Annotated in this window: 19 protein-coding genes; 16 read left to right on the forward strand and 3 right to left on the reverse strand. The window is 64.6% G+C overall.

Going from position 1 to position 17,613, the window contains the following annotated elements; all coding sequences use genetic code 11:
- The first annotated feature begins 205 nt into the window (after nucleotides 1–205).
- From ACLF6L_RS07020 to ispF, 10 genes are all read left to right on the forward strand, one after another.
- Nucleotides 206–901 (forward strand): MotA/TolQ/ExbB proton channel family protein, encoded by a 696-nt coding sequence (locus ACLF6L_RS07020; protein ID WP_412852757.1) that lies wholly within the window; start codon nucleotides 206–208, stop codon nucleotides 899–901.
- Nucleotides 891–1,286 carry an ExbD/TolR family protein gene (locus ACLF6L_RS07025; protein WP_238618277.1) on the forward strand — a complete coding sequence of 132 codons (396 nt, stop codon included), beginning with the start codon at nucleotides 891–893 and terminating at the stop codon, nucleotides 1,284–1,286. Before ACLF6L_RS07020 ends, ACLF6L_RS07025 begins: the two co-directional genes overlap by 11 nt.
- Before the next feature lie 6 nt (nucleotides 1,287–1,292).
- Nucleotides 1,293–1,718, forward strand: a complete 426-nt coding sequence (locus tag ACLF6L_RS07030; protein WP_008933026.1) for an ExbD/TolR family protein — start codon at nucleotides 1,293–1,295, stop codon at nucleotides 1,716–1,718.
- Entirely contained in the window at nucleotides 1,718–2,461 is a 744-nt protein-coding gene (locus ACLF6L_RS07035; protein WP_412852649.1) for an energy transducer TonB, read from the forward strand. Before ACLF6L_RS07030 ends, ACLF6L_RS07035 begins: the two co-directional genes overlap by 1 nt.
- 116 nt (nucleotides 2,462–2,577) lie before the next feature.
- On the forward strand, nucleotides 2,578–4,230 hold the full coding sequence (locus ACLF6L_RS07040; protein ID WP_238618280.1) for a CTP synthase: 1,653 nt from the start codon (nucleotides 2,578–2,580) through the stop codon (nucleotides 4,228–4,230).
- The gene (gene kdsA, locus ACLF6L_RS07045; protein WP_412852650.1) at nucleotides 4,227–5,066 is read left to right on the forward strand and encodes a 3-deoxy-8-phosphooctulonate synthase; all 840 of its coding nucleotides are present in this window, start codon (nucleotides 4,227–4,229) and stop codon (nucleotides 5,064–5,066) included. Before ACLF6L_RS07040 ends, kdsA begins: the two co-directional genes overlap by 4 nt.
- A 20-nt stretch (nucleotides 5,067–5,086) precedes the next feature.
- The gene (gene eno, locus ACLF6L_RS07050; RefSeq protein ID WP_412852651.1) at nucleotides 5,087–6,367 is read left to right on the forward strand and encodes a phosphopyruvate hydratase; all 1,281 of its coding nucleotides are present in this window, start codon (nucleotides 5,087–5,089) and stop codon (nucleotides 6,365–6,367) included.
- Nucleotides 6,368–6,468: 101 nt separating this feature from the next.
- Nucleotides 6,469–6,762 (forward strand): cell division protein FtsB, encoded by a 294-nt coding sequence (gene ftsB / locus ACLF6L_RS07055; protein ID WP_238618283.1) that lies wholly within the window; start codon nucleotides 6,469–6,471, stop codon nucleotides 6,760–6,762.
- The gene (ispD, locus tag ACLF6L_RS07060; RefSeq protein WP_040405936.1) at nucleotides 6,759–7,457 is read left to right on the forward strand and encodes a 2-C-methyl-D-erythritol 4-phosphate cytidylyltransferase; all 699 of its coding nucleotides are present in this window, start codon (nucleotides 6,759–6,761) and stop codon (nucleotides 7,455–7,457) included. The genes ftsB and ispD overlap by 4 nt, the downstream gene beginning before the upstream one ends.
- A gap of 100 nt (nucleotides 7,458–7,557) precedes the next feature.
- On the forward strand, nucleotides 7,558–8,037 hold the full coding sequence (gene ispF, locus ACLF6L_RS07065; RefSeq protein ID WP_200176694.1) for a 2-C-methyl-D-erythritol 2,4-cyclodiphosphate synthase: 480 nt from the start codon (nucleotides 7,558–7,560) through the stop codon (nucleotides 8,035–8,037).
- 14 nt (nucleotides 8,038–8,051) lie between these two features.
- Here the strand turns inward: ispF and fdxA are convergent, their stop codons facing one another.
- Both fdxA and mutS read right to left on the reverse strand, forming a co-directional pair.
- The gene (fdxA, locus tag ACLF6L_RS07070; protein ID WP_238618284.1) at nucleotides 8,052–8,375 is read right to left on the reverse strand and encodes a ferredoxin FdxA; all 324 of its coding nucleotides are present in this window, start codon (nucleotides 8,373–8,375) and stop codon (nucleotides 8,052–8,054) included.
- Between the two features lie 101 nt (nucleotides 8,376–8,476).
- Nucleotides 8,477–11,086, reverse strand: coding sequence for a DNA mismatch repair protein MutS (gene mutS, locus ACLF6L_RS07075; protein ID WP_238618285.1), 2,610 nt, complete (start codon nucleotides 11,084–11,086; stop codon nucleotides 8,477–8,479).
- Between the two features lie 179 nt (nucleotides 11,087–11,265).
- Here mutS and ACLF6L_RS07080 point away from each other — a divergent pair, with 179 nt between their 5' ends.
- Nucleotides 11,266–11,700: a host attachment protein gene (locus ACLF6L_RS07080; RefSeq protein ID WP_238618286.1), complete on the forward strand. Its 435-nt coding sequence runs from the start codon at nucleotides 11,266–11,268 to the stop codon at nucleotides 11,698–11,700.
- A 24-nt stretch (nucleotides 11,701–11,724) separates the two neighbouring features.
- Here ACLF6L_RS07080 and ACLF6L_RS07085 read toward each other — a convergent pair whose 3' ends face one another.
- Nucleotides 11,725–12,414, reverse strand: a complete 690-nt coding sequence (locus ACLF6L_RS07085; protein ID WP_412852652.1) for a protein-L-isoaspartate(D-aspartate) O-methyltransferase — start codon at nucleotides 12,412–12,414, stop codon at nucleotides 11,725–11,727.
- Nucleotides 12,415–12,563: 149 nt separating this feature from the next.
- Between ACLF6L_RS07085 and ACLF6L_RS07090 the strand changes: the two genes are divergently transcribed.
- The 5 genes from ACLF6L_RS07090 (at nucleotide 12,564) to alaS (ending at nucleotide 17,581) form a co-directional block, all read left to right on the forward strand.
- Complete coding sequence (locus ACLF6L_RS07090; RefSeq protein WP_238618288.1) at nucleotides 12,564–12,860, forward strand: PilZ domain-containing protein; 297 nt, start codon at nucleotides 12,564–12,566, stop codon at nucleotides 12,858–12,860.
- Nucleotides 12,860–13,354 carry a CinA family protein gene (locus tag ACLF6L_RS07095; RefSeq protein WP_412852653.1) on the forward strand — a complete coding sequence of 165 codons (495 nt, stop codon included), beginning with the start codon at nucleotides 12,860–12,862 and terminating at the stop codon, nucleotides 13,352–13,354. The genes ACLF6L_RS07090 and ACLF6L_RS07095 overlap by 1 nt, the downstream gene beginning before the upstream one ends.
- Before the next feature lie 132 nt (nucleotides 13,355–13,486).
- Complete coding sequence (recA, locus tag ACLF6L_RS07100) at nucleotides 13,487–14,521, forward strand: recombinase RecA (RefSeq protein WP_238618290.1); 1,035 nt, start codon at nucleotides 13,487–13,489, stop codon at nucleotides 14,519–14,521.
- Nucleotides 14,493–14,966 carry a regulatory protein RecX gene (locus ACLF6L_RS07105; RefSeq protein WP_412852654.1) on the forward strand — a complete coding sequence of 158 codons (474 nt, stop codon included), beginning with the start codon at nucleotides 14,493–14,495 and terminating at the stop codon, nucleotides 14,964–14,966. Before recA ends, ACLF6L_RS07105 begins: the two co-directional genes overlap by 29 nt.
- Complete coding sequence (gene alaS, locus ACLF6L_RS07110; RefSeq protein WP_412852655.1) at nucleotides 14,963–17,581, forward strand: alanine--tRNA ligase; 2,619 nt, start codon at nucleotides 14,963–14,965, stop codon at nucleotides 17,579–17,581. Before ACLF6L_RS07105 ends, alaS begins: the two co-directional genes overlap by 4 nt.
- Nucleotides 17,582–17,613: the final 32 nt, after the last annotated feature.

A 17,613-nucleotide genomic window follows, 5' to 3' on the forward strand; every position in this document is an offset into this window, starting at 1 on the left:
ACCATTGACGCAACCTTATTGTGGATAGCCTCCAAGGAGCTGTTTCATGAGTTCACCAGACGCCGCAGAAGCCGGCATTGCCGAATCCGGTCCCGCCGGGCAGGCGCCCGTGGAATCCGGCCTTGTGGATACCGGTCTGGGGGAAACGGGGGTGACGCAGGCCGATGTCGCGGACACGACGGGGATCGTGCACGCCCTGCAGGGAATGATCGATCTGGGCGGTCCGGTGGTGGCCATCCTGCTGATCATGTCCGTGGTGGCCCTCACCATCATCCTGGTCAAGATCGGTCAGTTCCTGTGGTGGCGGCTGGGTGATGAGCGCAGTCTGAAGACGGCCCTGGAACACTGGTGCGACGGCCGGGTGGAGCCGGCTCTGGAAACCCTCTCCCGCAGCCGCAGCCCCGCTGCACGGGTGATGGAGGTGGCGATCCAGGGGCGGCGTGACAATGCCCGTCCCGAACCGTTGGTGCGCGAAGAGGCCACCCGGGTGGCAGTGAACTGGCTGGAGCGTCTGCGGGGTCAGTTCCGCATGCTGGAAGTGATCGGCACCCTGGCGCCGCTGCTGGGTCTGCTGGGTACGGTACTGGGCATGATCGCCGCCTTCCAGCAGCTGGAGGCGGCCGGCAACCGAGTGGACCCATCCATTCTTTCCGGCGGCATCTGGGTGGCGCTTCTGACCACGGCGGTGGGTCTGGCGGTGGCCATCCCGGTGGTGGCGGTGCTCAACGGCCTGGAGCGCTGGGTGGAGCGTTTTCGTCATCGGATGCAGGATGCCCTGACCCAGGTTTTTACTCTGCCGCCGCCGGCGGCTGAGCGGCAGCAGGAACCCACGCCCATCAAGTCGGCGCAGAAAGCCCATATCAAGGTCTGGAAGGACCGGGCGGCAGGCGATGCACATTGAGGCACCGGCCCCCCGTCGACGGGCGCTCATCAGTCTCACGCCCCTGATCGACGTGGTGTTCATCCTGCTGATCTTTTTCATGCTGGCCAGCAGCTTTCTGGACTGGAGCGCGGTGACCCTGAGTACCCCTTCCTCCCAGTCCAGCGCCACCGAGGACCAGCCGCCCCTGGCGGTGCAGATCCTTCCGGGGGGGGAACTGCGGCTAGCGGGTGAACCGGTGTCGGTGGAGCGGCTGGTCATTGCCCTGCGTGAGCAACTGGCCATGGAGCCCGCCCGTACGGTGGTGGTCCAGCCGGCGGGGGAGGTTCCCCTGCAGACCGTGGTCAATGTCCTGGACCGGGTGCGGGAGGCAGAGCCCGTGTCCTTGCGTCTGTCACGGGAGTAAGGTCCCATGCAGTTACCCGAGTATTCCGGCAAGCCCCCGGAAGAGAATCTGATCCCGCTGATCAACATCGTCTTTCTGCTGCTGATCTTCTTCATGGTGGCCGGTGCCCTGACCGCCCAGGATGTCTTTGAAGTGGAAGCGCCTGATTCCCGCCACGAGGCCGGCGTCGATGATGAAGGCTGGCTGGTGCTACTGGGCCGGGATGGCCGGCTGGCTTTGGACGATGAGGAGATGGATGCCGATACCCTGAAAGGACGCCTGCAGGCGGAGATGGAGGCACGCCGGGACGCTCCGGCAAAAGCGGAGCCGCTGGTGCGCATCAAGGCGGATCAGGCGGCCTCCACCGATGAACTCATGGACCTGATGGAACTGCTTCGCGCCGCGGGGGTGGAAGAGGTGCGCCTGCTGACGGTCCTGGCGGGGGATCGTTGATGCCTCTGAGAAGCATGGGCTGGGTGTTGGCCCTGACGCTGGCCGTGGGACTGCATCTGTCGGTGTTCTGGTGGCTGGCCCGCAGCGACGACGTGGTCACGGAGGGGGCTCAGGCCCCTGGCGAAGCCGGGGTGGTGATCGGTCTTGGGCCTGCCGGGCAGCCTGCGGGACAGCCCGAACCGGTGGCAGAGCCGGTGTCGGAACCCGAACCCGAGCCCGAACCAAGCCCGCGGCCTGAACCTGAACCCAAACCCAAGCCCGAGCCAAAGCCGGAACCCAAGCCTGAGCCCAAGCCTGAGCCCAAGCCCAAACCGGAGCCGGTGGCCGAGCCCACGCCTGCTCCCGTGGCCCAGCCTCGAGCCGAGCCCCAGGGACAGTCGAGGGAGGACTCCCGCGAAAGCGCGTCCAACCAGTCGGGTCGACAGGCGGGGCAGGCCGCCGGCGGTGACCCGGCGGCCACTCAGGATTATCTGCAGGTAGTGCGTGCCTGGCTGGAGCGGCACAAGGAATATCCCCGTCAGGCACAGCTGCGTCGCCAGGAGGGCGTGGTCTATGTGCGTTTTGTGATGAACCGAAATGGTGAAGTGCTGTCACACAGCATTGAACGCAGTTCCGGGCACACGCTGCTGGATCGGGAAGTGACCAGCATGCTGCAGCGGGCACAACCCTTGCCCGTAATGCCGCCGGAACTGCCTCAGCACAGACTGGAAGTGGTCCTGCCGGTGGCCTTCAATCTGCGTTGAGTCTCCGTTCACACGCTCAGCATGGCTGTGATTGAGGGGGGATACCCCCCTCTGGTATCCTCTCCTCCCGTCCGGCGCCGTTGGCGCACTCATTCTCCAATCCCGACGAAAATCTCATGACGCGATACGTGTTCATTACAGGGGGCGTGGTGTCTTCCCTGGGTAAAGGCATTGCTGCTGCTTCCCTGGGGACGATCCTTGAGGCCCGTGGTCTCAAGGTCACCATGCTCAAGCTGGATCCCTACATCAACGTGGACCCCGGCACCATGAGCCCGTTCCAGCACGGCGAGGTCTTCGTCACCGAGGACGGCGCGGAAACCGACCTGGACCTGGGCCACTACGAGCGGTTCGTGCGCATCAGGACCAGCCGGCGCAACAACTTCACCACCGGTCAGATCTACGAGAACGTCATCCGCAAGGAGCGTCGGGGTGACTACCTGGGTGGCACCGTGCAGGTCATTCCCCACATCACCGACGAGATCAAGCGCTCGGTGCGGGCCGGGGCCGAAGGGGCCGACATCGCCCTGGTGGAAATCGGCGGCACCGTGGGCGACATCGAATCCCTGCCGTTTCTGGAAGCCATCCGCCAGATGGGGGTGGAACTGGGCAGCGAGAATGTCCTGTACATCCACCTGACCCTGGTGCCCTACATCGCCGCCGCCGGCGAGATCAAGACCAAGCCGACCCAGCACTCGGTGAAGGAACTGCGTTCCATCGGCATCCAGCCCCATATCCTGCTGTGCCGTTCCACCCATCCGCTGCCGGAGGGGGAGCGTCGCAAGATCGCCCTGTTCACCAACGTGGAGGAAAAGGCGGTCATCTCCTCCGTGGACGTGGACAACATCTACAAGATTCCCCTGTGGCTGCATTCCCAGAAGCTGGACGAGATCGTCCTGCGCAAGCTGCATGTGGAGGCCCCGCCGGCGGATCTGTCCGACTGGAAGCACGTGGTCAACGCCATGGAGTTTCCCGAGGCCGAGGTCACCATCGGCATGGTGGGCAAGTACGTGGAACTCACCGAGTCCTACAAGTCCCTCAACGAGGCCCTGACCCACGCCGGCATCCACACCGCCACCAAGGTGAACATCCGCTATATCGACTCCGAACGCCTGGAGACCGCGGGCACCGACTGCCTGGCCGAGGTGGATGCCATCCTGGTGCCCGGCGGCTTCGGCGAGCGGGGTGTGGAGGGCAAGATCGCCGCGGTGCGTCATGCCCGCGAGCACAAGATGCCTTACCTGGGCATCTGCCTGGGGATGCAGGTGGCGGTGATCGAATATGCCCGCAACGTGGCCGGCCTGGAACAGGCCCACAGCACCGAGTTCCGTCCCGAGACGCCCCACCCGGTGATCGCCCTGATCACCGAGTGGCAGGATCGGGAAGGCCGGGTGGAACAGCGCAGCAGCGATGACGACCTGGGCGGTACCATGCGCCTGGGCGGCCAGCAGGCCCGTCTGGCCCCGGATTCCCTGGCCCGGCGCGTCTATGGTGCCGAGGTGATCAGTGAGCGTCATCGTCACCGCTATGAATTCAACAACCAGTATCTGGAGACGCTGCAGGCGGCCGGACTGGTGATCTCGGGCAAGTCCATGGATGGGGCGCTGGTGGAAATGGTGGAGCTGAACGACCATCCCTGGTTCCTGGCCTGTCAGTTCCACCCGGAATTCACCTCCACCCCCCGGGATGGCCATCCGCTGTTCGCCGGTTTCGTCAAGGCAGCCCGGCTGCAGCATGAAAAGATGCTCAACCAGAGTGAAGAACCCCGATGAAACTCTGTCATTTCCAGGCGGGTCTGGACCAGCCGGTATTCCTGATCTCCGGCCCCTGCGTCATCGAGAGTGAACAGCTGGCCCTGGACACGGCGGGTCTGCTCAAGGAAATGACCGATCGCCTGGGCATCCCCTTCATCTACAAGTCCTCTTTCGACAAGGCCAACCGGTCTTCCAGTCGAAGCTTTCGTGGTCCCGGCCTGGAGAAGGGGTTGCAGATTCTGGAGACGGTGAAGCGCGTGATCGGCGTGCCGGTGCTGACCGACGTGCATGAAGACACCCCGCTGGCCGAGGTGGCCGCCGTGGTGGACGTGCTGCAGACCCCGGCCTTTCTCTGCCGCCAGACCAACTTCATCCGCAACGTGGCGGCCCAGGGTCTGCCGGTGAACATCAAGAAGGGCCAGTTCCTGGCCCCCTGGGACATGAAACACGTGGTGGACAAGGCCCGCGAGACCGGCAACACGCAGATCATGGTCTGCGAACGGGGCGTGTCCTTTGGTTACAACACCTTGGTTTCCGACATGCGCGGCCTGGCCGTGATGCGGGAGACCGGGTGTCCGGTGGTATTCGATGCCACCCATTCCGTGCAACAACCCGGCGGCCGGGGCGCCAGCTCCGGTGGCCAGCGGGAATTCGTGCCGGTCCTGGCACGGGCCGCCGTGGCCTCCGGGGTGGCGGGTCTTTTCATGGAGACCCACCCGGACCCGGACAAGGCCCTGTCCGACGGACCCAATGCCTGGCCCTTGCCCCATCTGGAGGCATTGCTGAACACCCTCAAGGCCCTTGACGATGTGGTCAAGGCCCAGGGGTTTATCGAACAACAGTTCTTGAATTGAGCAACAGGGGATCATGACCCATGACCGAGATCGTTGATATTCTGGCCCGCGAGGTGGTGGACTCCCGCGGCAATCCCACCGTCGAAGCCGATGTGAAACTGGGCTCCGGCGCGGTGGGACGTGCCGCGGTACCCTCCGGCGCCTCCACCGGCTCCCGCGAGGCACTGGAACTGCGGGACGGTGACGCGCGCTACCTGGGCAAGGGCGTGCGCAAGGCCGTGGCCAACGTGAACGGCGAGATCCGCGAGGCCCTGCTGGGCCTCAAGGCCTCCGATCAGGAGGCCATCGACCGGCGCATGATCGAGCTGGACGGCACCCCCAACAAGGGTCGCCTGGGCGCCAATGCCCTGCTGGCGGTGTCCATGGCCCTGGCCCACGCCAATGCCCGTGATACCGGCCTGCCCCTGTACCGTCACCTGGGCGGTGAGGGGGCCACCCTGCTGCCGGTGCCGATGATGAACATCATCAACGGCGGCGCCCACGCCGACAACAGCGTCGACATGCAGGAATTCATGATCCTGCCGGTGGGCGCCGGCAGCGTCGCCGATGCCATCCGCTACGGTGCCGAGGTCTTCCATGCCTTGAAGAAGGTGCTGCATGGCCGCGGACTGTCCACCGCCGTGGGTGACGAGGGTGGTTTCGCCCCGGACCTGCCCTCCAACGAGGCGGCCATCGAGGCCATCCTGGAGGCCATTCATCAGGCTGGCTTCACCCCGGGCAAGGACATCTTCCTGGGTCTGGACTGTGCCGCGTCCGAGTTCTACAAGGACGGCGCCTACGTGCTGGCCTCCGAAGGCAAGCGCCTGGATGCCGCCGGCATGGTGGAATTTTTGGCGAACTGGGTGAAGCAGTACCCCATCATCACCATCGAGGACGGCATGGACGAGGGCGACTGGGACGGCTGGAAGCTGCTCACCGAGCGTCTGGGTGACCAGGTGCAGCTGGTGGGTGACGATCTGTTCGTCACCAACACCGAGATCCTGCGCGAGGGCATCGACAAGGGGATCGGCAACTCCATCCTCATCAAGCTCAACCAGATCGGTACCCTCACCGAGACCCTGGAAGCCATCCGCATGGCCCACGACGCCGGCTATACCGCGGTGATTTCCCACCGCTCCGGCGAGACCGAGGATGTCACCATCGCCGATCTGTCCGTGGCCACGGGGGCCGGTCAGATCAAGACCGGTTCCCTGTCCCGTTCCGACCGGGTGGCCAAGTACAACCAGCTGATTCGCATCGAGGAAATGCTGGGGGCTTCCGCCCGCTATGCCGGCAAGGCGGCATTCAAGCGTCTGGGCTGATCCACAGCGTCCGGCCTGGCCCGCCTTCCTCCGGGTAGGGGAAGGTGGTCCAGGCCCGGGCATGGTGACTTCCCTCGACCCTACGCGCTGGACTCCCCCGGATGAAATGGCTCATCACCCTGTTGCTGGCACTGTTCCTGGGGCTCCAGTACAAACTCTGGTTCGGTGAAGGCAGCCTGATGGAGGTCTGGCAGTTGCGTCAGGAACTGGAGACCCAGCGCGCGCAGAATCAGGAACTGCGAGGCCGTAACGAGGCGCTGGAAGCGGAGGTGATCGATCTCAAGACCGGCCTGGAAGCCATTGAGGAACGGGCCAGACGGGAACTGGGAATGATTGCCGAGGACGAGATCTTTTTCCAGGTGGTGGATCGCCACCGCTTTGGCGGACAACGATGACGAAAACTCCCGGATTCTGGGCGGTGATTCCCGCCGCCGGTGTCGGCAGCCGCATGCGCGCCGACCGTCCCAAGCAGTACCTGCCCCTGGCCGGGCGCACGGTACTGGAACATACCCTGGACATCTTTTTCCGGCACCCGCGCATCAGCGGCGTGGTGTTGGTGATCAGTGCCGATGATGGCTGGTTCGGGGATCTGGATATCAGGACCGACAAGCCCCTGTGGGTGGTGGACGGTGGCGCCGAGCGCTGTCATTCCGTGCTCAATGGTCTCAAGGCCCTCATGACCCACGCCGATCCCCGGGACTGGGTGCTGGTCCATGACGCGGCGCGGCCCTGTCTGAGCGACGGGGACCTGGATCAGTTGCTCGATACCCTGCGGGACGATCCGGTGGGCGGCATCCTGGCCACGCCGGTACGGGATACCAAGAAGCGGGCCGGCCCCGATGGCCGCATTTCCGCCACCGTGGACCGAGGGGCCATGTGGCGGGCCTTCACGCCGCAGATGTTTCGTCTGGCGGCCCTTGAGGCGGCCCTGGAGCGGGCCCTGGCCGAGGGTTTTCTGGTGACCGACGAAGCCTCGGCCATGGAGCACGCCGGACAGGCGCCCCTGCTGGTGGAGGGCAGTGCCCGCAACATCAAGATCACCCAGCCGGAAGACCTGTCCCTGGCGGAGTTCTATCTGTCCCGGCGATGACTTGCCGGATGCGGGAGCGGGGGATCTTTCCCCTGAACTTTCTTTCCTGCCCCACGGGTGTCTCACCTCGGGGGCTCTCTTCGGACCAGAAGGAGCGGCAATGAAGTTTCGTATCGGTCACGGGTATGACGTCCATGCCTTCATGGAGGGCGATCACCTCATCATCGGCGGCGTGCAGGTGCCTCATCACAAGGCCTTCAAGGCCCATTCCGACGGAGATGTGCTGATGCATGCCGTCTCCGACGCCATCCTGGGGGCCGCGGCCCTGGGGGACATCGGCCGTCATTTCCCGGACACGGATCCCGCCTACAAGGGGGCCGACAGCCGCGTGCTGCTGCGGGAGGTCCTGGCCAAGGTACAGGCCCTGGGCTGGCAGGTCGGCAATCTGGATGCCACCCTCGTTGCCCAGGCCCCCAAGATGTCCCCCCACGTGGAACAGATGCGGGCCAACCTGGCGGCGGATCTGCAGATCGATCTTGCCCAGGTGAACGTGAAGGCGACCACCACCGAGCGACTGGGGTTTGCCGGGCGGGAAGAGGGTATCGCCGCCCACGCGGTGGTCATGCTGGTGTCCGCATAATCCGGCGTAGCCTGCTACTTTTCCAGGTGCTTGAGCTTGTCCGGCTGCCCGTTCCAGGACTCGGCATCCGGCAGGGGATCCTTGCGCCGGGTGATCACCGGCCATTGCCGGGACAGTGCCGCGTTGAGCTCGATGAAGTGCTCCTGACCTTCGGGCACCTCGTCCTCCGGCACGATGGCCTGTGCCGGACACTCGGGTTCACACAGGGAACAGTCGATGCACTCATCCGGGTCGATCACCAGAAAGTTGGGACCCTCGTGGAAACAGTCCACGGGGCAGACCTCCACGCAGTCGGTGTATTTGCAGCGAATGCAGTTCTCAAGAACGACGAATGCCATGGGTGTCTCCCTATGGTTGGATCAGTGACGCCTCCCTGATGACATCATACCCGGCATTCACATTCCGCCAAACGCCTTGAAAAACAGGGTTTCTGCCGGCGCTACTCCCGCAGCAGCGCCGCCAGTTCCTTGAGCCGGTACAGGGCCACCAGGGCCTCGCGGGGTGTCATCCCGTCCGGGTCCAGTTCATCCACCGCCGTACGCAGGGCCTGGCTGGTGGTGTCGGGGCCGTCCTCGGGTGGCGCGGGCGCTTCCTCCTCCGGTAGCGGCGCGGCGAACAGACTCATCTGCGGGCCCTGTCCCGGTCCCGCCAGGCTCTGCTGCTCCAGGGCATTGAGGCGCTGACGGGCACGCCGGATCACCGCCTTGGGGACGCCCGCCAGGGCGGCCACGTGCAGGCCGTAACTCTGATTCGCCGGTCCTTCCTTGACCGCGTGCAGGAACACGATCCGGTCCCCGTGTTCCACCGCGTCGATATGGACGTTGGCAATGGTGGGGTACTGGTCCGGCAGGGCGGTCAATTCGAAATAATGGGTGGCAAACAGGCAGAAGGCCCGGTTGCGGGTGGCCAGGTGTTCGGCGCAGGCAAAAGCCAGGGACAGGCCATCGAACGTGCTGGTGCCCCGACCGATCTCGTCCATCAGCACCAGGCTGTGCTCGGTGGCGTGGTTGAGGATGTTGGCCGCCTCGGTCATCTCCACCATGAAGGTGGAACGGCCGGAGGCCAGGTCGTCACTGGCACCGATACGGGTGAAGATCCGGTCCACCGGTCCGATCAGGGCCCGCCGCGCCGGCACGAAGCTGCCCACGTGGGCCATGAGCACGATCAGGGCCGCCTGGCGCATGTAGGTGGACTTGCCCCCCATGTTGGGGCCGGTGATCACCAGCATGCGGCGCTTGGGGTCCAGCGTCAGGTCATTGGGAACGAAGGGTTCGTCCAGCACCCGCTCCACCACCGGATGGCGCCCGTCCTCGATGCGCACACCCGGCTGGTCGGTCAGCTCCGGTGCGGTGAGATCGAGGCTGTCCGCCCGTTCCGCCAGATTGGCCAGGACATCCAGTTCCGCCAGGGCCTCGGCGCTGCGGCGCAGGTCGGGCAGAGGAGCGTGGAGTTGGGTCAGCAGGGCTTCATAAAGTTGCTTTTCCCTCGCCAGGGCGCGTTCCCTGGCGGAGAGGACTTTGTCTTCAAAGCGCTTGAGCTCGGGGGTGATGAATCGCTCCGCCCCCTTGAGGGTCTGGCGCCGGGTGTAATCGTCCGGGGCCCGATCCGACTGACCGCGGCTGATCTCGATGTAATAGCCATGCACCCGGTTGTAGGCCACCTTGAGATTATGGATGCCGGTGCGTTCCCGTTCCCGTTGCTCCAGGTCCAGCAGGAACTGATCGGCGTTTTCCGACAGGGCGCGCAGCTCGTCCAGTTCGGCATCGTAACCCTGGGCGATCACCCCGCCGTCGCGGATGAGGACCGGTGGCTGATCGATCACCGCCCGGCGCAGCAGATCCACCACCCGCGGGTGCTCGCCGATGCCCTCGGCCAGTTCCCGCAGTCTCACCGCTCGCAGCGGGTGCAGGGTCTGCTGCAGGGCGGGCAGTTCGGCCAGGGAGTCCCTCAGGGTGGTCAGGTCCCGGGGGCGGGCGGAGCCCAGGGCGATTCGGGTGAGGATCCGTTCCAGATCGCCGATGCCCCGCAACTGGGGCTGGATCTGCTCGAAGGCCCGGGTATCCAGCAGGGCGCTGATGGCACCGTGGCGTCCCTTGAGGATCCGGCGATCCCGCAGGGGCTGGTGCAGCCAGCGGGCCAGCAGGCGGCTGCCCATGGCGGTGGCGGCCTGATCCAGGACGTGGGCCAGGGTATTGTCGCGTCCGCCGGACAGGTTGGTGGTCAGTTCCAGGTTCCGGCGGGTGGCCGCGTCCAGGATGATGCCGTCGTCCCGACGCTGTACGCTCAGGCCGTCGATATGGGGCAGGGCGGTCTTCTGGGTCTCCTGGGCATATTGCAGCAGAGCGCCGGCGGCGCCGATGGCCAGGGGCATGTGATCACAGCCGAACCCGGCCAGGTCCCGGGTGCCGAACTGGCGGGTGAGCAGGGTGCGGGCGGCCTCGGTCTCGAAGTGCCAGGGGGCACGGCGTTTGACACCGCCCCGTTCCGGACCCGGCAGGCGCATGTCTTCGGGGATCAGGATCTCGGCGGGTTGTAGCCGTTCCAGTTCCCCCAGTAGGGGTTCCTCGCCCTTGAGTTCCTGGACCTGGAAGCGACCCGATGCCAGATCCAGGATGGCCAGCCCGGTCTGTTCACCCCGGGCCTTGAGGCAGACCAGCAGATTTTCCCGGCGCTCCTCCAGCAGGGCCTCGTCGGTGACGGTGCCCGGCGTGACGATCCGCACCACCTTGCGCTCCACCGGCCCCTTGGCGGCCGCGGGGTCTCCCACCTGCTCGCAGATGGCCACCGACTCGCCCAGTCTCAGCAGACGGGCCAGATAGGACTCCGCCGCGTGCACCGGGACGCCGGCCATGGGGATGGGCTCCCCGGCGGACTGACCGCGGCGGGTGAGGGTGATGTCCAGCAGGCGGGCGGCCCGGGTGGCGTCCTGGAAGAACAGCTCGTAGAAGTCGCCCATGCGGTAGAACAGCAGGATATCCGGATGATCGGCCTTGATTTTCAGGTACTGCTGCATCATCGGGGTGTGGGAGGACAGGTCGCTGGTGGTCATCAATCGTCTGTTGCATCCATTGTTCAAGCGGCGAAGATTACCATGACCGGATCATGGGAACCTCCCGGGCGGAAATCGTCTAAGCTTAAAGAAAGCGTCAGGGAATTTTACAGACGGTGAGTTGTTCACCGCCGGACTTGGTTCCGGCTTTCCTTGCAATGCAGATAGGAGGTTCGTCTATGACAACATGGGTCATTGTTGCGGATGCGAGTCGGGCCAGAGTGTTCAGCGCCGAAAAGTCTTTCAGTCCCCTGGTGGAGGTGGAAGATCTCACGCATCCGGAGGCCCGCTTGCATGAGCAGGACCTGCAGTCGGACCGCATGGGGAGGGTGTTCGACAGTACCGGAGATGGGCGCCACGCCATGGGCAAGGAAACACCGCCGAAAAAGCATGAAGCACAGCGCTTTGCCCGCACCTTGTGCGACCGGCTGAACAATGCCCGGGCCACCGGCCAGTTCAGCAAGCTCTATATCATTGCCGCGCCGGCATTCCTGGGCGCGCTGAGAAACTGCATGGATGCGGTCACCCAGAAGTCCGTCGCCGGCGAGATCGACAAGAACCTCACCACCCATGATCCCATGGATATCCGCCGACAGTTGCCCCAGTTCCTCTGAGGCCGCCCGAGGAAGGGATCGGAGCTAACCCGTCCCTTCCTCCTTCGCATTCACTAACGGCACGAACCGTACCGCCAGCACACGCCGCGTGTCCAGTTCGCCGTTTTCCTGCTTCTCCCCCACCACCAGCATCTGTGCATCCCAGCCGGTATCCAGCGGAATCACCATGTGTCCTCCGACGGCAAGCTGTTCCACCAGGGGCGCCGGCATGCGGTCGGCGGCGGCGGTGACGATGATGCCGTCAAACGGTGCCGCCTCCGGCCAGCCGGCATGGCCATCCCCGGTGCGTGTGTGAACCTTGCTGTAACCCAGGGCGTGGAGTCGTTCGTGCGCGGTGCGGGCCAGTTCGGGGATGACCTCAATGCTGTATACATCAACAGGAAGCTCTGCCAGAATGGCTGTCTGATAGCCGCAGCCGGTTCCCACCTCAAGCACCTTCGCACCAGGCCGAAGTGCCAGCAGGTCCGTCATCAGGGCCACGACGAAGGGCTGGGAAATGGTCTGCCGGTAGCCGATGGGCAACGCTGTGTTATCCCAGGCACGGGAACGGCCGGCAGCCGGCACGAACCGGTCCCTGGGAACCCGTTCGATGGCCGCAAGGACCGCGGGATTGGGGATGGAAAGGCCGGTGGTGTCGGCGGTGGCCGCATAGTCGGCGCGGATCTCCGCGAGCAACTTTTGCGTCTCGGTCTGTCCTGAATGGGAGGATGCCATGGCGTTTTTCCCGCGGGTGGTGGATGGATTGAGGCTAGCTCAACCTGCCTGTACGTGATAGCGGGGGGTTGACGAATCCTTCCGAAAAGGTCATATCCGACAGTCATGCAAGTCATGTGCTGACGACCGACCCATTGCGGGGGGAGTAGATGAGCCTGGATTTTGATGAAAGACGGGATTTCCAGCGTCTGCAACTGGACCATCCCATGAAGATAACGGAGCAGGCCACCGGCCGGGAGCACCGGGGGTTGGGGCGGGATCTGAGTGCCATTGGTCTGTCCTTTCACCTGAACACCGCCCTGCCCGTGGGCACGTTGCTCACTGTCGCCATTGATCCCGCTGGACAGTCCGCCGTCCTGCCCTTCAGGGCGGAAGCGGAAGTGCATCGCGTGGAAGCAGAGGGCGGGGGTTACCTGGTGGCCGCCAGGATCCTGCGCATGCTGTGATGATGGTTCCGTCCGACGCCGAACTGGAAGCCCTGGCTCGCCGACTGGGGGAGCAGTTGCGGAGTCATGGCGAGACACTGGTGCTGGCGGAATCCTGTACCGGTGGATGGATTGCCAAGGTCGTCACGGACCTGCCCGGCTCGTCGACCTGGTTCGATCGGGGTTTTGTCACCTACAGCAATCGGGCGAAAATTCGTCAGCTGGGGGTGGATCCCGGTCTGATCGATGCGTTCGGCGCGGTCAGCGAGCAGACGGTAACGGCCATGGCCATCGGTGCGCTGAACCACAGTGATGCCCGGTTGGCCGTTGCCGTCAGCGGTATCGCCGGTCCCGGAGGGGGGACGCCGGACAAGCCGGTGGGAACTCTCTGGCTGGCCTGGGCACGGCCAGGGCGGGATGTTCAGGTGCGGCATCATTGCCTGGCGGGTGATCGCGAGGCCATCCGTCGTCAGGGGGTCGCCCTGGCCCTGACGGGTGCGATCCATTGTTTTTGACTCCGGCGTTTTGCCGGGTTCGAATACGATCTGGAATTGGCAAGAAAGCGGCCATGTATGGGATAATCCCACGTTTACCACGGGGCGGAGCCCTCGCAGGCGGTTTCATGGACGATCAAAAGGGGTTTTGAAGTGGACGAGAATCGCAAGAAGGCACTATCCGCGGCACTGGGTCAGATCGAGCGTCAGTTCGGTAAGGGCGCCGTCATGCGCATGGGGGATTCCACCGCCGTGCGCGATGTGGCGGTGGTCTCCACCGGTTCCCTGGCGCTGGATATCGCGCTGGGCATCGGCGGCCTGCCCAAGGGGCGGGTGGTGGAAATCTTCGGCCCGGAGTCCTCGGGAAAGACGACCCTGACCCTGCAGGTGATCGCCGAGTGTCAGAAGCAGGGCGGCACCGCGGCCTTCGTGGATGCCGAGCATGCCCTGGACCCCACCTATGCCGAGAAGCTGGGTGTGGACGTGGACAACCTGCTGGTGTCCCAGCCGGATACCGGTGAGCAGGCCCTGGAGATCGCCGACATGCTGGTGCGTTCCGGCGCCGTGGACGTGGTGGTAGTGGACTCCGTGGCCGCCCTGACCCCCAAGGCCGAGATCGAGGGTGAGATGGGAGACGCCCATGTGGGTCTGCAGGCCCGGCTCATGTCCCAGGCCTTGCGCAAGCTCACGGCCAACATCAAGCGTTCCAACACTTTGGTGATCTTCATCAACCAGATCCGCATGAAGATCGGCGTCATGTTCGGCAATCCGGAAACCACCACCGGCGGCAACGCTCTCAAGTTCTATTCTTCCGTGCGACTGGATATCCGCCGCACCGGCGCCATCAAGAAGGGCGACGAGGTGATCGGCAACGAGACCCGGGTCAAGGTGGTCAAGAACAAAATGGCCCCGCCGTTCAGGGAAGCCAATTTCGAGATCCTCTACGGCGAGGGCATCTCCCGTCTGGGCGAGGTGATCGACATGGGCGTCAAGGACGGCATCGTGGACAAGGCGGGTGCCTGGTACAGTTACAAGGGCGAGCGCATCGGGCAGGGCAAGGACAATGCCCGCAACTTCCTCAAGGAACGCCCGGAGATTGCCGCCGATATCGAGGCCCAGATTCGGGAAAAGTATCTGCCCAAGCGTGGGGCGGTAGAGAGTGAGCCTGAAGTCCCGGCGGAAGACTGACGCCGAGTCGGCGGACGATGCCGCCATTCGCCTGCTGGCCCGTCGGGAGCATTCGCGTGGTGAACTGAGGTCCAAGCTGACGGAACGGGGTCTGGAGCAGGCCGCCGTCGAGGTCGCCCTGGACCGACTGGAATCCCGGGGCCTGCTCAGCGATGCCCGTTTCACGGAAAGTTTCGTCAGACATCGCGTCGGGCAGGGTCACGGCCCGACGCGTATCCGTGCGGACCTGCGGCAACGGGGTGTTGCCGACTCCCTGGTGCAGGCCGTCCTGGACGAGGCGGAGGCCGACTGGGAAGCCCTGGCCCGCGATGTCCGGATCCGCCGTTTTGGTCCGGCGCTTCCCGCTGATTACCGGGAACACAGCAAGCAGATGCGGTTTTTGCAATATCGAGGATTCCCCACGGACATCATACGCCGTGTCATGACCGACGAAGACAAGACATGAAAAGCGCCGACATACGAAGCAGTTTCCTCGAGTACTTCCGCTCCAAGGGACATGAAATCGTCTCCTCGAGTCCGCTGGTACCCGGGAACGATCCCACCCTGCTGTTTACCAACGCGGGGATGGTCCAGTTCAAGGATGTGTTCCTGGGGCGCGAGCATCGTCCCTATGGTCGCGCCACCACCTCCCAGCGCTGCGTGCGGGCCGGTGGCAAGCACAACGACCTGGAAAACGTCGGTTACACCGCCCGTCATCACACCTTCTTCGAGATGCTGGGCAACTTCAGCTTCGGCGACTACTTCAAGCGTGACGCCATCCACTATGCCTGGGAATACCTCACCGTCGTCCTGAAGATGCCGGCCGAGCGCCTGTGGGTCACGGTCTACCAGACCGATGACGAGGCCTATGACATCTGGACCCGGGAGATCGGCATTCCCCTCAATCGCATCACCCGCATCGGCGACAAGCCCGGTGGTGGTTCCGATAATTTCTGGCAGATGGGGGACACCGGTCCCTGCGGTCCCTGCACCGAAATCTTCTATGATCACGGTCCCCATGTCTGGGGCGGTCCGCCCGGTTCCCCCGAGGAGGACGGCGACCGCTACATCGAGATCTGGAACCTGGTCTTCATGCAGTATGACCGGGACAAGGACGGCAACCTCAACCCTCTGCCCAAGCCCTCGGTGGACACCGGCATGGGTCTGGAGCGCCTGGCGGCGGTGATGCAGGGGGTGCATTCCAACTACGAGATCGACCTGTTCCAGCACCTGCTGGCGGCGGTCGGGCGCCTGGTAGGGACCCACGATACCCATGCCCCGTCCTTCAAGGTTATCGCCGACCACATCCGCTCCTGCAGCTTCCTGATCACCGACGGCGTGATGCCCGCCAATGACGGCAGAGGCTATGTACTGCGCCGGATCATTCGCCGCGCCGCCCGTCACGGCCACAAACTGGGTCTGAGCGAACCCTTCTTCCACAAGCTGGTTGCCCCGCTGGTGCAGGTGATGGGGGATGCCTACCCGGAACTGGTGAAGGCTCAGGGCCAGGTGGAACAGGTCCTGTTGCTGGAGGAGCAGCGTTTCCAGGAAACCCTGGAGCACGGCCTCAAGCATCTGGAGGAAGGCCTCGGCCGCATTGCCGACAAGACCATCCCCGGCGGCCTGGTATTCAAGCTTTACGACACCTACGGCTTCCCGGTGGACCTGACCGGCGACATCGCCCGGGAAAAGGGTCTGGAACTGGACATGGCCGGGTTCGAGCACGAAATGGAACAGCAGCGCGACCGCGCCCGTGCCGCCAGCACCTTCAAGATGGCCGATGCCGGCGCCATGGCCGTGGGGGTGGCGGATTCGGACTTCGTCGGTTACGAGGCCGTGGCCGGCGACGCCCGGGTGGTGCGCCTGGCCGCCGGCCCTGATCGGCTGGGCTGTGAAACCCTCAATGAATCTGAAGAGGGCAGTGTGGTGCTGGACACCACCCCCTTCTATGCCGAGTCCGGTGGCCAGGTGGGCGATACCGGCGTGATCGAGGGTCCCGAGGGCGAGTTCCAGGTCACCGACACCGTCAAGCAGGGCGGGGTCTTCATTCACCACGGCCTGATGTTGCGGGGGTGTCTGAAGACGGGTGATCCGGTCCATACCCGGGTCAACGAGGACCGCCGCCAGGCCGTGGTCCTGAACCATTCCGCCACCCACCTGCTGCATGCCGCCCTGCGGGAAGTCCTCGGGGAGCATGTGCAGCAGAAAGGGTCCCTGGTGGCACCGGACCGGCTGCGGTTCGACTTCTCTCACTTCGAACCCGTCACCCAGGATCAGATCGAGCGTCTGGAGGTCATGGTCAACCGCGCCATTCGGGCCAATGTGGCGGCGGAAGCGCGCATCATGCCCATCAAGGAGGCCCTGGCCGCCGGTGCCATGGCCCTGTTCGGCGAAAAATACGGCGACGAGGTGCGGGTGCTTTCCCTGGGCGGATTCTCCACCGAACTGTGTGGCGGCATCCATGTGCAGCGCACCGGTGACATCGGGGTATTCAAGATCATCTCCGAAGGCGGCGTGGCCTCGGGCATCCGTCGGATCGAGGCGGTGACCGGGGAAAACGCGCTCCAGCACATCGGCGAAACCGAGCAGCAGCTCTCCCGTGCGGCGGAATTGCTGCGGGCCAGTCGCGGCGACCTGGCGGACAAGGTGCAGCAGGTGCTGGACCGGGCCCGCGCCCTGGAAAAGGAACTGGAGGCCATCAAGGCCAGGCTGGCCTCCCAGGCCGGCTCCAGCCTGTCGGATCAGGCCGTGGAGATCAACGGCGTCAAGGTCCTGGCCGCGCGCCTCGATGGCGCGGATCCCAAGTCCCTGCGGGATACCGTGGATCAGCTCAAGAACAAGCTGGGCGAGGCGGTGATCGTGCTTGCCACTGTGCAGGACGACAAGGTCAGCCTGGTGGCGGGAGTCACCAAGGGGCATGTCGGCAGTATCAAGGCCGGTGAGCTGGTGAATCAGGTGGCTCAGCAGGTGGGCGGTCGCGGCGGCGGTCGTCCGGACATGGCCATGGCCGGGGGTACCCGACCCGAAGGGCTGGATCAAGCCCTCGCCTCGGTCACGGAATGGGTCCAGGCCCGTCTTTGAATGCATGGGTGGTACCCGGTGTTCGATGAACG

The organism is Ectothiorhodospira shaposhnikovii (assembly GCF_047222355.1).
Lineage (GTDB): Bacteria > Pseudomonadota > Gammaproteobacteria > Ectothiorhodospirales > Ectothiorhodospiraceae > Ectothiorhodospira.